We start from the raw sequence: 13,106 nt of genomic DNA on the forward strand, positions 1-13,106 counted from the left end.
GCCGATGTCCCCCGCGCCGATGTCCCCCGCACCACCGTGGTCTGCTGCCTGGTCCAGAATGGCCAGATCCACTGGGCCCACGCCGGCGACTCACGGCTGTACCTGGTGCGCAAGGGCGCCCTGCTGACCCGCACGCGCGACCACTCCAAGATCGAAAACCTGCTGCAGCAGGAACGCGTGCTGCCGATGCAGGTGGCAAACCACCCCGAGCGCAACAAGCTGTACAACTGCCTCGGCTCCCCCAACCTGCCGCTGATCGACATCGGCGGCCCGCTGCGGCTGGAGCCCGGCGACGTCGCGCTGCTATGCTCGGACGGGCTCTGGGGCAGCATTGAAGAACAGCTCCTGGTTGACAAAGTGACCCACCTGTCGGTGGTGCACGCCATCCCCGACCTGATCGAACAAGCGCTGCACAATGCGGGCGACGGCGCCGACAACACCACCGCGATCGCCATGATGTGGGAACTCGACGCACACCTTTCCAACGAGGACTCGGTCGCCACCGAGACCCTGCCGCTCAACACCTTTACCACCTCCATCCTCGAGAACAACGGCGGCGACACCGACCTGCTGTCAGAGGAGGAAATCGAACGCTCCATCGCCGAGATCCGCGCAGCGATCGACAAGACGAGCAACTTCATGCGTTAAGCGTTCCGGGCGGCCTGCGAAACCTGCCGCCCATACCGGACGGAAGTACCGCCCGCGCCGCAATGGCGCGGGAATTTGCGGTTCGCCGAGGGCCGAATCGAAGCCGGATGGGCACGCGCAGCCCCGCGGCGTTAAAATCCGTGTCCTGAACCGATTCCCGAGAAAACCCACACATGCGACCGAGCGGACGCGCAGCCGATGCGCTGCGCCCTATCACCCTGACCCGACACTACACCCGCCACGCCGAAGGCTCCGTCCTGAGTGCCTTTGGCGATACCAAGGTGCTGTGCACCGCCAGCGTGCTGGCCAAGGTGCCGCCGCACAAGAAGGGCAGTGGCGAAGGCTGGGTCACCGCCGAGTACGGCATGCTGCCGCGCGCCACCCATACGCGCTCCGACCGTGAGGCCGCCCGCGGCAAGCAGACCGGGCGCACCCAGGAAATCCAGCGCCTGATCGGCCGCGCCATGCGCTCGGTGTTCGACCTGTCCGCGCTGGGCGAGTACACCATCCACCTGGACTGCGACGTGCTGCAGGCCGACGGCGGCACCCGCACCGCAGCCATCACCGGCGCCTTCGTGGCCGCCCATGACGCCATTTCCGCGATGCTGCGGGACGGCCAGCTCAAGACCAGCCCGATCCGCGATTTCGTCGCCGCCGTCTCGGTAGGCATGGTGGACGGCGTGGCCGTGCTCGACCTGGACTATGCCGAAGACAGCAATTGCGACACCGACATGAACGTGGTGATGACCGGCAGCGGCGGCTTCGTCGAAGTGCAAGGCACGGCCGAAGGCGTGCCGTTCAGCCGCGCCGACCTCGATGCGATGACCCGTATTGCCGAGCAGGGCATCGCTGAACTGGTGGCGCACCAGCGCCGTGCGCTCGGCCTGGCCTGATRCGGTGAACGCCATGCAACGCCTGGTCCTCGCCTCCAACAACCCCGGCAAGCTCGGCGAGTTTGGCGCGCTGCTGGCGCCGCTCGGATTCGAGGTGATACCGCAGGGACAACTCGGCATCGACGAGGCCGAGGAACCCTTCGCCACCTTCGTCGAAAACGCCCTTACCAAAGCGCGCCACGCCAGCCGCCTGTCCAGCCTGCCCGCGCTGGCCGACGATTCCGGCATCTGCGTCGACGCGTTGGATGGCGCGCCGGGCGTCTACTCCGCGCGTTACGCGCAACTGGTAGGCAAGCCGAAATCCGACGCCGCCAACAATGCGCACCTCATCTCGCAACTCGCCGGCAAGCTGAACCGCCGTGCCTACTACTACTGCGTGCTGGTGCTGGTGCGCCATGCCGAGGATCCGCGCCCCGTCATCGCCGAAGGCGTATGGTCCGGCGAGGTGGTCGACGCACCGCGCGGCAACGCCGGCTTTGGCTACGATCCGCACTTCATGCTGCCCCAGCTGGGCAAGACAGCGGCCGAACTGAGCCCCGCGGAAAAGAATGCGATCAGCCATCGCGCGCTGGCGCTCAAGGCGCTGACCGAACGCCTGCAGGCGGACGGCATCACGCCCGGCTGCCCATGATCCCGATCGTTCCCGTCGCGTCGACCGGCACCACCCCTGCCGATACCAAGTCGCTGTGGCTGCAGCCGGGCCAGATCTCCCTGCCCGCCTCGCCGCCGCTGTCGCTCTATGTGCATATCCCCTGGTGCGTGCGCAAGTGTCCGTACTGCGACTTCAACTCGCATGCGGTGCCCGGCGCGGCGGACAGCCACGACATTCCGGAAGATGCCTACCTGGATGCGCTGCGCGCCGACCTGGAGCAATCGCTGCCCCTGGTATGGGGCCGCCCCGTGCACACGGTCTTTATCGGCGGTGGCACGCCCAGCCTGCTGTCTGCCGCCGGCATGGACCGGCTGCTCTCGGACATTCGCGCGCTCTTGCCGCTCGACGCCGACGCCGAGATCACCATGGAGGCCAACCCCGGCACCTTCGAGGCGGAGCGTTTCGCCAGCTATCGGGCCAGCGGCATCAACCGCCTGTCGATCGGCATCCAGAGCTTCAACGACCGCCATCTCGCCGCGCTCGGCCGCATCCACGGCGGCGACGAAGCGCGCGCCGCGATCGGCATCGCGCTGGACAATTTCGACAACGTCAATCTCGACCTGATGTACGCGCTGCCAGGCCAGACCCTGGCGGATTGCGCGCAGGACCTGGAAACGGCGCTGTCGTTCAACACCACGCACCTGTCGCTCTACCATCTGACGCTGGAGCCGAATACGCTGTTCGCCAAATTCCCCCCGGCCCTGCCCGACGACGACAGCGCCTACGAAATGCAGGACCTGGTCGAAGCGCGCACCGCCCAGGCCGGCTACCGGCACTATGAAACCTCGGCCTACGGCAAGCCGCATCGCGAAGCGCGCCACAACCTGAACTACTGGCGCTTCGGCGACTACCTCGGCATCGGGGCCGGCGCGCACGGCAAGCTCTCCTTCCCGCACCGGGTACTGCGCCAGATGCGCCACAAGCATCCGGCCACCTATATGGCACAGTCCATGGCCGGCAATGCCGTGCAAGAGCAGCACGACGTCGGCGCGTCCGACCTGCCCTTCGAGTTCATGCTGAACGCGCTGCGCCTTACCGACGGCGTGCCGGCCAGCACGTTCTTCGACCACACCGGGCTGCCGCTGCACACCATCAGCCGCGAACTGGCCGCGGCCGAGAAAAAGGGCCTGCTCGAAGCCGATCTCGCCACCATCAAGCCCACCGAACTCGGCCGGCGTTTCCTGAACGACCTGCAGGAGATGTTCCTGAAGGGGTGACGCCAGACGCCTTGCAGCAGACAGGAAAACGGCCACCCGAGGGTGGCCGTTTTCCTGTCGAAATGCTTGACGCGATACCCGCGTCCCGGTCAATACGGCATCGCCATGTCGTTGGCGACCTGCGCACGGGAACCGATGCGCAAGCTACTGACATCGCGCTGCGTCACCGTGGCCAGACGGCCATCGTCTAACCGCACATTGACGCGATAGACGGTCTCGGTGCTGCTGCCGGCGCGCTTCTCGATCTGGTTGCCCGCCAAGCCACCCGCTACCGCACCGCCGATGGTCGCAATGGTATTGCCGGTACCCCCGCCGACCTGGTGCCCCAGCAGGCCACCGGCGACGCCGCCGATGACCGTGCCGAGCACGCCCGAACTGTTCTTCTGGGTGGTCACCGGCTCGATCGACTCGACCCGGCCATGAAACACCGAACCCGCCGGCGCCTGGTAGGTATTCGTGGCCGGCGCCGGGGGCGGCGTCTGGTACCCAGCCTGCGGCGGCGGAGCGCCATAGCCGCCGCCATAGCCGCCGCCCGGCGCCGCGCAACCCGCCAACCCGGTCAACGCGGCGGCCGCCGCTACGCCCAACAGAATCTTGCCCTTCATCAGTTGTCCTCTTCGATTGCCTGCAAATGCATGGAACAGGGGGACGCGCCACCCCGGCGCGCGCCCTCATGCATGATAGGAGCGCCGAGCCTGAAAGAAGGTTCCGCCGTGTCCGACAGACACCGACAAGACACCGACAAGACAACATTGCACAACATGCGCAACCAAGCGTCCCCGCCCTTGCTATAATGCGCGGCGCTGGCCGTTGCGCCAGCGTCAATGCAGCATGAAGCACGAGCGGGAACCTCCCCCTGTTCGCGCTACAATGACTGCACTTTCTTACCGGAAGCGTGGCCGAGTGGTTTAAGGCAGCAGTCTTGAAAACTGCCGATGGGGTGACCCATCCGTGAGTTCGAATCTCACCGCTTCCGCCAGATTTTCCGCTCGCGAATGCAGCCATCCCGATTGAGCGAAACGGCAAACGGTCACTCCGGTTCGCCGGGCTCCGTCAACAAGCGGTACGCCTCCTCCTGCGATATATCCAGCCGATAGTGCCGCGCCAGCATCCGCGCGAAATAATGCGCGGCGCCGGGCTCGCAGTGCCTGAGCTGCTCGCGATAGGCCTCCAGCTCGAAACGCAGGCGCCAGCGCGGGCTGAGCAGGTAGAACACGCCCATCAGTCCCCCCGAGCGCCAGAACTGCCGCACGTGCACCTTCTCATGCTCGATCAGCGCATGGCTGACGCCAGGCCGCACCAGGATCAGCGGCCCCGGCGCGAAGCCGTCGAACCCACGCGGAATCAGCCACCGGGACTCTGTCTCGATCAGCAGGCAGGGCGGCGATTTGCAGAACCGGATCATGGGGGGCGCCAGCGGCGGGGCAGCGCAAAGCGCGCGTGGCCCAAGCCTATCAGGTTGCGCGCGCCCGCGTCCGAATCCGCTCCGCAAATGAAAACACCCCGCAGACAGGCGGGGCAAAGAGCAACGCTTGCGCCGATACCGCGAACCTAGTCGATGCTGATCTTGCCGGCTTCGATCACGGCCTTCCAGCGCTGGAGTTCCTGCTTCTCGAATTGTTCGAACTGCTCGGGCGTGTTGGCGACCACCTCGAAACCGTTCTCGGCCAGTTTCTGCCGCATCTGGGGCTCATTGAGCGCGCCGACCAGGGCGGCATGCAGCTTGGCCTTGACGTCCTTCGGCAGCCCGCGCGGCGCCGCCACGCCTTGCCACGAATACACATCGACGTCCTTCACGCCGCTCTCCGCCATGGTGGGCACGTTCGGCAACACGGACGAGCGCTTGTCGCCAGTCACCGCCAGCGCCTTCAGCTTGCCGCTGCGAATATGCTGGAGCACCGCGTTCACGTTCTGGAACGAGACATCCACCTGTCCGGCAAGCAGGTCGGAGATGGCCGGCGCCCCGCCCTTATAGGGAACATGGAGTCCGTCGGTACCGGATTTCTGCCAGAACAACGCGGCCGTCAGGTGGTCGGACGAGCCGGCTCCGGAACTGGCAAATGCGACCTTGCCAGGATTCTTCTTCATGTACGCAACCAGTTCCTGCAGGTTCTTCGCCGGGAAATCGGGCTTGGTGACCAGCACATTGGGCGCACGCACGGCAACCGTCAACAGGTCGAAGTCCTTGGCCGGGTCGTAGCCAAGATTCTTCTGCAGGAAGGGGTTCACCGCGTAGACGCCGATCGACGCTACCAGCAAGGTGTAGCCATCCGCGGGCGCGCGCTTGACCATGGTCGCGCCGATGGCCCCGGTGGCGCCCGGGCGGTTGTCCACCACGAAGGGCTGGCCCAGCTTCTCATTGAGCGGCACCGCCAGCATGCGCGCGATGGTGTCGGTGGAGCCCCCGGCCGGGAACGGCACCACGACCGAGACGGCCTTCTGGGGCCATGCCGTCGATGCGACGGCGGTGCCGGCGGCCGCCAGCACCGTCACGGCTGCGATCATGGCGGTGGTCAACCGGCGCAGCACGCGGTACGTGGGCGCAGCTGTGGTGCCGGTCATGCGGGACCGGTCGTCAGTCTTGAACATCGTTGTCTCCTCGCTTTTGAGTGGTATTTCTTGTGTCCGGATGGTGCGCGCTCACCGGACCATGCACGGCGCCCTATTGTTGAAGGTCCAACCCGGGATCAGGAATTGCATGGCAGCCGCATCGTCGCGCGCGCCCAGTCCCATGTTCTTGTAGCGCTCGTGCGCCAGCGCCACCTGCTCCATATCGAGTTCGACGCCSAGGCCCGGCTGGCTCGGCACGGCTACCTTGCCGTTCTCGATCTTCAGCGGCGCTTTGGTCAGGCGCTCGCCGTCCTGCCAGATCCAGTGCGTATCGATCGCGGTGACGCGGCCCGGCGCGGCAGCGGCCACATGGGTGAACATGGCCAGCGAAATATCGAAATGGTTGTTGGAGTGCGAGCCCCAGGTCAGGCCCCATTCGGCGCACATCTGCGCGACCCGCACCGAGCCCTGCATGGTCCAGAAATGCGGATCGGCCAACGGGATATCGACCGACTGCAGGCGCACTGCGTGGCCCATCTGGCGCCAGTCGGTCGCAACCATGTTTGTGGCGGTGGGCAGACCGGTGGCGGTGCGGAACTCGGCCATGACCTCGCGGCCCGAAAAACCATCCTCCGCGCCGCACGGATCTTCGGCATAGGCCAGTACGCCATGCTTGTCGCGGCACAGGCGCACGGCTTCGGCCAGCGACCACGCGCCGTTGGGGTCCAGCGTGATACGCGCCATGGGGAAGCGTTCGGCGAGCGCCAGGATGGCTTCCATCTCTTCATCGCCGCGCAGCACGCCGCCCTTGAGCTTGAAGTCGTTGAAGCCGTAGCGCGCATAGGCGGCCTCAGCCAGTCGTACCACGCCTTCGGCGCTCATAGCCGCCTCGTTGCGCAAGCGGAACCACTCGTTGTCCGCCTCCGGTTCGCTGCGATAGCCGAGCGTGGTGCGGTTGCGGTCGCCGATATAGAACAGGTAGCCCAGCATCTCCACCGCATCGCGTTGCTGGCCCTCGCCAAGCAGGGCCGCTACCGGCACGCCGAGGTGCTTGCCGAGCAGGTCCAGCAGGGCCGCTTCCAGCGCGGTGACGGCATGGATGGTGATGCGCAGGTCGAAGGTCTGCAGGCCGCGCCCGCCCGCATCGCGGCTGGCAAAGGCGCTGCGTACGCGATTGAGCAAGGCCTGGTGATTGCCGATCGATTGCCCCACGATGAGTTCCCGCGCATCCTCCAGGGTCTGGCGGATCGCTTCGCCGCCCGGCACTTCGCCAACGCCGGTATTCCCCGCGCTGTCTTTGAGGATGACGATATTGCGGGTGAAGAACGGACCGTGGGCACCCGACAGGTTCATCAGCATGCTGTCGTGGCCGGCTACCGGCACCACGGTGAGTTCGGTGACGACGGGCGTGCCTGCGACTGGCGCGGCGCGGGTAGCGGAGATGGATGTCTGGATCATGTGGAATTCCGGCGGAAAGAGCAGGCACGGCCTGGCGGCTGCGGCTCTTACGGGTTGTCTCGGTCTGGCTGCCCGGTTGCTGCCGGGTACCAGTTCGTCGGTGCTGGCCGGGCCTGGAATTGAATTCGAGGCACGAGACACCTGTTATCGGTCGTCATATAACTTACGACGCAGTATAATGAGCCCATCGAGATCCGGTCAAGCCCCCTGCCCACTATCATGTCAAACCCGATGTTTGCCTCCACCACCCCGCTGCGGCGCCGCGGCCGCACGCTTGCCGAAGAGGCGGTGAGCAACCTGAGCGAGCGCATCCAGCAAGGCCTGCTCAAGCCGGGCGACAAGCTGCCGACCGAATCCGAGATCATGGCCGCGCTCGGCGTCAGCCGCACCGTGGTGCRCGAAGCGCTGTCGCGGCTGCAAGCCAGCGGCCTGGTCGAGACCCGCCACGGCATCGGCACCTTCGTGCTGGCGCGCAGTACCGAGAACGGCTCGCCCTTCCGCATCGACCCCGCCACCATGGGGACCGCCATGGACGTGCTGGCCATGCTGGAATTCCGCGTCAGCCTGGAAGCCGAGGCCGCCAGCCTGGCGGCGTCCCGGCGCAGCGACGAGCAGCTGGCGGCAATGCGCCGTGCGCTCGACGAACTCAAGCGCACGGCGGCCGGCGGCGAGGATTCGGTGGGGGCTGACTTCGAGTTTCACCTCGTCATTGCGCGCGCTACCGGCAATCGCTACTTCACCGACATCATGGGGCATCTCGGCACCATGGTGATCCCGCGCAGCCGGCTGCACGTCAGCGCGCAGGAGCGCGAGCAATATCTCGAGCGCGTCAATATCGAGCACGAGAATATCTACGATGCCATCGAGCGGCGCGACCCCGAAGGCGCCAAGGCCGCCATGCGCATGCACCTGACCAACAGCCGCGAGCGGCTGCGCAAGGCGTCGGCGGCGGTGGAAGCAAGCTAAAGACTGGTGGTCTGGAGAACCCCGACGGAATCGGGGTTTTCCTGCTTGCTAGTAACGCATTGTATGTTGTAGGATGTCTTACAATAAAACCGATGAGATCCTGGCGCTGCTCGCTGGCCCCGCAGTGTTCGCACAGAGCCACATGGGCGCGCCCGCGCAACTACCGTCTGTCGCGCCAGCCAGTGCCTCGAATCGATGCGAGCCACTCGCAAGACAACCCGGAAGTCCCGCTCGCGCTGCCGCGCGGGCACCCTCTTGATCCTTGATCGCAGTTGAAAAGCAGGAAACGCTCATGACCATCACCGGCGAAATGCTGATCGGCGCCAGCGCAGTGCGCGGCACCACCAAGATCCTCCATGCCACCAACCCGGCCACGGGGGAAACGCTCGCACCGGAATTCCATGGCGGCGGCGCCGCCGAGGCCGAGCGCGCCTGCGTGCTGGCCGAAGCCGCGTTCGACACTTACCGGAACACCTCGCCGGAAACCCGCGCGCGGTTCCTGGAGTCCATCGCCAACGGCCTGGAAGCCCTGGGCGACACGCTGATCGAGCGCGCCCACGCCGAAAGCGCGCTGCCGATCGCGCGCCTGCAGGGCGAACGCGCACGCACCGCCGGCCAGTTGCGCCTGTTCGCGAGCGTGCTGCGCGATGGCCGCTGGCAATCCGCCACGCTCGACTCCGCCCTGCCGGAGCGCACGCCGCCGCGCCCCGACCTGCGCCTGCAGAAGATCGCTATCGGGCCGGTAGCGGTATTCGGCGCCAGCAACTTCCCGCTGGCGTTCTCGGTGGCGGGCGGCGATACCGCGTCGGCGCTGGCTGCGGGCTGCCCGGTCATCGTGAAAGCGCATTCGGCCCACCTCGGCACCTCCGAGCTGGTCGGCCGCGTGATCCAGAAGGCCGTGGCGGACACCGGGCTGCCCGAAGGCGTGTTCTCGCTGCTGGTCGGCGCGGGCGTTGCCGTCGGTACGGCCCTGGTGGCGCATCCTTCGATCCAGGCAGTGGGCTTTACCGGCTCGCGCAGCGGCGGCCTGGCGCTGGTGCAGACGGCCAACAGCCGGCCCCAGCCGATCCCCGTCTATGCGGAGATGAGCAGCATCAACCCGGTGTTCCTGCTGCCGGCGGCGCTGGCCGCCCGCGGCGCGGAGATCGCGCGCAACCTGGTGGATTCGCTGGTGATGGGCGTGGGCCAGTTCTGCACCAACCCCGGCCTGTTGCTGGCCGTGGAAAGCCCGGCGCTGGATGGGTTCCGCCAGGGCGCGATTGCGGCGCTGGCGGAGAAAGCCGCCGCCACCATGCTGACGCCCGGCATCTGCCAGGCTTACGACAACGGCGTGGCCCAGCTCGGCGACATCGAAGGACTGCGCCGCATCGGCAGCGGCAAGCCAGCGAGCGGCCCCAACCAGGCCCGCCCTGCGCTGTTCGAAACCACGGCTGAACGCTTCCTCGCAGACCATCGCATGGAAGCCGAAGTATTTGGCCCGTCCTCGGTACTGGTCGTGTGCCGCGACCACGAGGAAATGCTGGCGGTGGCACGCCGGCTCGAAGGCCAGCTTACCGCCACCGTGCAAGCGGATGCGGGTGACCGCGCCGACGCCGGCAGCCTGCTGACGGTGCTGGAGCGCAAGGCTGGGCGCGTGCTGTTCAATGGCTATCCGACCGGGGTGGAAGTGTCCTATGCGATGGTGCATGGCGGCCCCTTCCCCGCCACGTCGGATACGCGCGCCACCTCGGTCGGCGCTTCCGCGATCGAGCGCTTCCTGCGCCCCGTGTGCTATCAGAACGTGCCTGCGGAACTGCTGCCGCCGGCGCTGCAGGACGGCAACCCGTTGAAGGCGTGGCGTCTCACTGACGGACAACTGGCGCGCGACTGACATTACGCACAGCCGTAAAAAAGGGCCGGTAATCCCGGCCCTTTTCCATTTCGCGCGGCACGCGTTGCCTACGCTGCAATACGCTCGATCGCGGCCGGCGACTGCGGCGGCTGGATCACCGGCGCGTTACCGCGAGAGCGGCCCGAGCTGAGATAGTCGGCAATCGATTCCTGCGTGACTTCGCCAAGATAGACACCATCGGCATCCACCACCGGCAGCCAGCTCGTGTTGTGCTGGTACATGCGCGAAAGCACGATGCGCAGGTGCTCGTCGAACGCGGCGGTCGCCATGAACGGCCGCATCGCATTCGCGCACACCCCTTGCCCCGTGCGCGCGTCGCGCCGCGTGACGTAGCCCAGCGCGCGCTGCGTCTCGTCCACCACCGGCAGGTGGCGCACATCGGCGTCGTCCATGATGCCGAAAGCCTGCGCCAGCGGCATGTCCGGGCTGCAGGTCTGCGCCATGGTGGCGGCATCGCCGGCGCGCACCAGCAACAGGCGCTTGAGCGTATTGTCGTGGCCGATGAAGGCCTGCACGAAATCGTCGGCCGGACGCGCCAGCAGTGCGTCGGGATGGTCGAATTGCACCAGCTTGCCGCCGCGGAATACGGCCACGCGGTCGCCCAGCTTGATGGCCTCGTCGATGTCGTGCGAAACCATGATCACGGTCTTGCCGAGCTGGCGCTGCATCTGGAAGAACTCGTTCTGGATGCTCTCGCGATTGATCGGGTCGACGGCGCCGAAGGGTTCGTCCATCAGCAACACGGGCGCATCCGCCGCGAGCGCGCGGATCACGCCGATGCGCTGCTGCTGGCCGCCCGACAATTCCCGCGGATAGCGCGTGAGCATCTTGTCGGGATCGAGTTGYACCATCGACATCAGTTCGCGCGCGCGCTCGCGGCAGCGCTTCTTGTCCCAGCCCAGCAGGCGCGGCACGACCATGATGTTCTCCTCGATGGTCATGTTCGGGAACAGGCCGATCTGCTGGATCACGTAGCCGATCTTGCGGCGCAGCGTGACTTCGTCCACGCGGGTGGTGTCCTCGCCGTCGATCAGGACGCGGCCGGAGCTGGGCTGGATCAGGCGGTTGATCATYTTSAGCGTGGTGGTCTTGCCGCAGCCAGAGGGACCGAGGAAGACGCAAATCTCGCCCTTGGGCACCGTGAGCGAAACGGCATCGACGGCGCGTACTTCCGCGCCATCCTTTTGCCTGAAGGTCTTGGTGAGTTGTTCGAGTTCAATCATGTTCAGCGAATTCCTTTCGGTGTCAGCGCCCGCTGCAACCACTGCAGGCAGGCATCGGCCACGATGGCGAGCACGCTGACCAGCACCGCGCCGATCGCCAGCTTGCTCATGTTGCTCTGGCTGATCGCTTGCAGGATCAGCACCCCAAGGCCACCCGCGCCGATGATGGCGGCGATGGTGGCCACGCCGATGTTCATCACCACGGCGGTACGCACGCCGCCGAGGATGACGGGCACGGCCAGCGGCAGGTCCACCAGCCGCATGCGCTGCCAGGTGGTCATGCCGATGCCGCGGCCGGCTTCCTGGATGCCGTCGTCGACGTTGGCAAGCGCCACGCAGGTATTGCGCATGATCGGCAGCAGCGAATAGAGAAACACCGCAGTCACCGCCGGCACATAGCCGAGCGCGTGGCCGAAGCGGGCGAAGATCGGGATCATCAGGCCGAACAGCGCGATCGACGGCAGGGTCAGCACGATGGTGGCCAGCGTCAGCAGCGGCGTGGCGAGGAAGCGGAAGCGCGCGCACAGGATGCCCAGCGGCACGCCCACCACGATAGCCAGCCCCACCGCGGAGCCCACCAGCGCCAGATGCTGTCCGGTTAGCTTGAGCAATGTTGGCCAGCTATGTTGAAGGTAAGTCAGCAATTCCATGCGACCCTCCTCAGATCAGGCCGTGGCCGCGCAGGAATTCCTGCGCCACCTTGTCGACCGGCTGCTGGCCGATATCGACCTTGTAGTTCATCTCGGTCATGGCCTCGTTGTCGAGCTTGGCCGACAGCGCATTGAGCAGGCCCGCGATCTCGGGATGCTTGTCCAGCGTCGCCTTGCGCACAACGGGCACGGCGTTGTATGCGGGGAAGAAGTGCTGGTCGTCCTCCAGCAGCACGAGGTCGAAGCCCTTGACGCGGCCATCGGTGGTGTACACCAGGCCGAGCTCCACCTGGTCGTTCTTCAGCGCCGTATAGACCAGGCCGGGATCGAGCTGGATCACGTCACGCCGCGAGAACGGCAGCTTGTAGAGCGTCTTGAGCGGCTCCAGGCCGTCGGGGCGCGCGGCGAATTCCATGTCGACCGCGAACGGATGCGCGGTGCCTTCCGCGGCGGCCTGCATCTTCCCGGCGAAGGCCGACAGCGTGGTCACGCCGGCGGCTTCGGCGCGCTTGCGCGGCATCGCCAGCGCATAGGTGTTGTTGATGCCCGAGGCGTCGAGCCACATCAGGCCGCGGGCGGCGTCCAGCGTCCTGACGCGCTCGTAGCTTTCCCTGGCTTCGAGCTTTTCCTCGACCTTGTTGAACACGATCAGCGCCGTGCCGGTGTAATCCCACACCACGTCGAGCTGGCCGCTTTCCATGGCCTGGCGCATCAGCGTGCTGCCCAGGCCGGAAGTCAGCTCGGTGGCAAGGCCTTTGGCCTGCAGGTACTGGGACGTCATCGACGACAGGATCAGCTGCTCGGTGAAGTTCTTGCCGCCTACACGAACGGGATCGGCATGCGCCGGCAGCGCCAGGGCTGCCAGTGCGGCGAGCACGGCGAGACTTGCCAGCATGCGTGCCTGGCCGCGGGCCGCGCGGGCCAGCGCGCTTGTGATGAAATGCATCGGGTTCTCCTT

13 protein-coding genes and 1 tRNA gene are annotated in these 13,106 nt (G+C 66.4%); 7 read left to right on the forward strand and 7 right to left on the reverse strand.

Going from position 1 to position 13,106, the window contains the following annotated elements; genetic code table 11:
* The 4 genes from AC1DN0_RS22145 to hemW all read left to right on the forward strand — a co-directional run.
* The coding region (locus AC1DN0_RS22145) for a PP2C family protein-serine/threonine phosphatase (protein WP_477146009.1) at nt 1-648 on the forward strand (648 nt) is incomplete at its 5' end.
* A 173-nt stretch (nt 649-821) separates the two neighbouring features.
* Entirely contained in the window at nt 822-1,541 is a 720-nt protein-coding gene (gene rph / locus AC1DN0_RS22150; RefSeq protein WP_045238632.1) for a ribonuclease PH, read from the forward strand.
* Nucleotides 1,542-1,554: 13 nt separating this feature from the next.
* Nucleotides 1,555-2,172, forward strand: coding sequence for an RdgB/HAM1 family non-canonical purine NTP pyrophosphatase (gene rdgB, locus AC1DN0_RS22155; RefSeq protein WP_441632100.1), 618 nt, complete (start codon nt 1,555-1,557; stop codon nt 2,170-2,172).
* Nucleotides 2,169-3,410 (forward strand): radical SAM family heme chaperone HemW, encoded by a 1,242-nt coding sequence (gene hemW, locus AC1DN0_RS22160; protein ID WP_441632102.1) that lies wholly within the window; start codon nt 2,169-2,171, stop codon nt 3,408-3,410. Before rdgB ends, hemW begins: the two co-directional genes overlap by 4 nt.
* 89 nt (nt 3,411-3,499) lie before the next feature.
* On the opposite strand, the gene AC1DN0_RS22165 is transcribed toward hemW, so the two are convergent.
* The gene (locus tag AC1DN0_RS22165; protein WP_441632104.1) at nt 3,500-4,015 is read right to left on the reverse strand and encodes an outer membrane lipoprotein; all 516 of its coding nucleotides are present in this window, start codon (nt 4,013-4,015) and stop codon (nt 3,500-3,502) included.
* 284 nt (nt 4,016-4,299) lie between these two features.
* Between AC1DN0_RS22165 and AC1DN0_RS22170 the strand changes: the two genes are divergently transcribed.
* A tRNA-Ser gene (locus tag AC1DN0_RS22170) sits at nt 4,300-4,389 on the forward strand.
* Between the two features lie 51 nt (nt 4,390-4,440).
* Here the strand turns inward: AC1DN0_RS22170 and AC1DN0_RS22175 are convergent.
* The 3 genes from AC1DN0_RS22175 to gudD form a co-directional block, all read right to left on the reverse strand.
* Nucleotides 4,441-4,815, reverse strand: a complete 375-nt coding sequence (locus AC1DN0_RS22175; RefSeq protein WP_441632106.1) for a hypothetical protein — start codon at nt 4,813-4,815, stop codon at nt 4,441-4,443.
* A gap of 146 nt (nt 4,816-4,961) precedes the next feature.
* A complete protein-coding gene (locus tag AC1DN0_RS22180; RefSeq protein ID WP_441632137.1) occupies nt 4,962-5,915 on the reverse strand; it encodes a Bug family tripartite tricarboxylate transporter substrate binding protein in 954 nt (317 codons plus the stop codon).
* A 135-nt stretch (nt 5,916-6,050) separates the two neighbouring features.
* Nucleotides 6,051-7,418: a glucarate dehydratase gene (gene gudD, locus AC1DN0_RS22185; RefSeq protein WP_441632108.1), complete on the reverse strand. Its 1,368-nt coding sequence runs from the start codon at nt 7,416-7,418 to the stop codon at nt 6,051-6,053.
* 219 nt (nt 7,419-7,637) lie between these two features.
* Here gudD and AC1DN0_RS22190 point away from each other — a divergent pair, with 219 nt between their 5' ends.
* Together AC1DN0_RS22190 and AC1DN0_RS22195 are read left to right on the forward strand one after the other, a co-directional pair.
* Nucleotides 7,638-8,384 (forward strand): FadR/GntR family transcriptional regulator, encoded by a 747-nt coding sequence (locus AC1DN0_RS22190; RefSeq protein WP_477146010.1) that lies wholly within the window; start codon nt 7,638-7,640, stop codon nt 8,382-8,384.
* Nucleotides 8,385-8,676: 292 nt separating this feature from the next.
* The gene (locus AC1DN0_RS22195; protein WP_441632110.1) at nt 8,677-10,254 is read left to right on the forward strand and encodes an aldehyde dehydrogenase (NADP(+)); all 1,578 of its coding nucleotides are present in this window, start codon (nt 8,677-8,679) and stop codon (nt 10,252-10,254) included.
* A gap of 68 nt (nt 10,255-10,322) precedes the next feature.
* Here the strand turns inward: AC1DN0_RS22195 and AC1DN0_RS22200 are convergent, their stop codons facing one another.
* The 3 genes from AC1DN0_RS22200 to AC1DN0_RS22210 are packed head-to-tail and all read right to left on the reverse strand — an operon-like array spanning nt 10,323 to nt 13,043.
* Complete coding sequence (locus AC1DN0_RS22200; protein WP_441632112.1) at nt 10,323-11,498, reverse strand: osmoprotectant ABC transporter ATP-binding protein OsmV; 1,176 nt, start codon at nt 11,496-11,498, stop codon at nt 10,323-10,325.
* Between the two features lie 2 nt (nt 11,499-11,500).
* Nucleotides 11,501-12,148, reverse strand: coding sequence for an ABC transporter permease (locus AC1DN0_RS22205; RefSeq protein WP_441632114.1), 648 nt, complete (start codon nt 12,146-12,148; stop codon nt 11,501-11,503).
* 10 nt (nt 12,149-12,158) lie between these two features.
* Nucleotides 12,159-13,043 carry a glycine betaine ABC transporter substrate-binding protein gene (locus tag AC1DN0_RS22210; RefSeq protein WP_441632139.1) on the reverse strand — a complete coding sequence of 295 codons (885 nt, stop codon included), beginning with the start codon at nt 13,041-13,043 and terminating at the stop codon, nt 12,159-12,161.
* Nucleotides 13,044-13,106: the final 63 nt, after the last annotated feature.

The sequence above is a fragment of the Cupriavidus sp. 05N39 genome (genome assembly GCF_056397325.1).

Excerpts from the sequence above, each read along its gene's own strand:
- rph (WP_045238632.1), top strand. The coding sequence starts at position 822 with ATGCGACCGAGCGGACGCGCAGCCGATGCGCTGCGCCCTATCACCCTG.
- rdgB (WP_441632100.1), top strand. The coding sequence starts at position 1,555 with ATGCAACGCCTGGTCCTCGCCTCCAACAACCCCGGCAAGCTCGGCGAG.
- hemW (WP_441632102.1), top strand. The coding sequence starts at position 2,169 with ATGATCCCGATCGTTCCCGTCGCGTCGACCGGCACCACCCCTGCCGAT.
- AC1DN0_RS22165 (WP_441632104.1), bottom strand. The coding sequence starts at position 4,015 with ATGAAGGGCAAGATTCTGTTGGGCGTAGCGGCGGCCGCCGCGTTGACC.
- AC1DN0_RS22175 (WP_441632106.1), bottom strand. The coding sequence starts at position 4,815 with ATGATCCGGTTCTGCAAATCGCCGCCCTGCCTGCTGATCGAGACAGAG.
- AC1DN0_RS22180 (WP_441632137.1), bottom strand. The coding sequence starts at position 5,915 with ATGATCGCAGCCGTGACGGTGCTGGCGGCCGCCGGCACCGCCGTCGCA.
- AC1DN0_RS22195 (WP_441632110.1), top strand. The coding sequence starts at position 8,677 with ATGACCATCACCGGCGAAATGCTGATCGGCGCCAGCGCAGTGCGCGGC.
- AC1DN0_RS22205 (WP_441632114.1), bottom strand. The coding sequence starts at position 12,148 with ATGGAATTGCTGACTTACCTTCAACATAGCTGGCCAACATTGCTCAAG.
- AC1DN0_RS22210 (WP_441632139.1), bottom strand. The coding sequence starts at position 13,043 with ATGCTGGCAAGTCTCGCCGTGCTCGCCGCACTGGCAGCCCTGGCGCTG.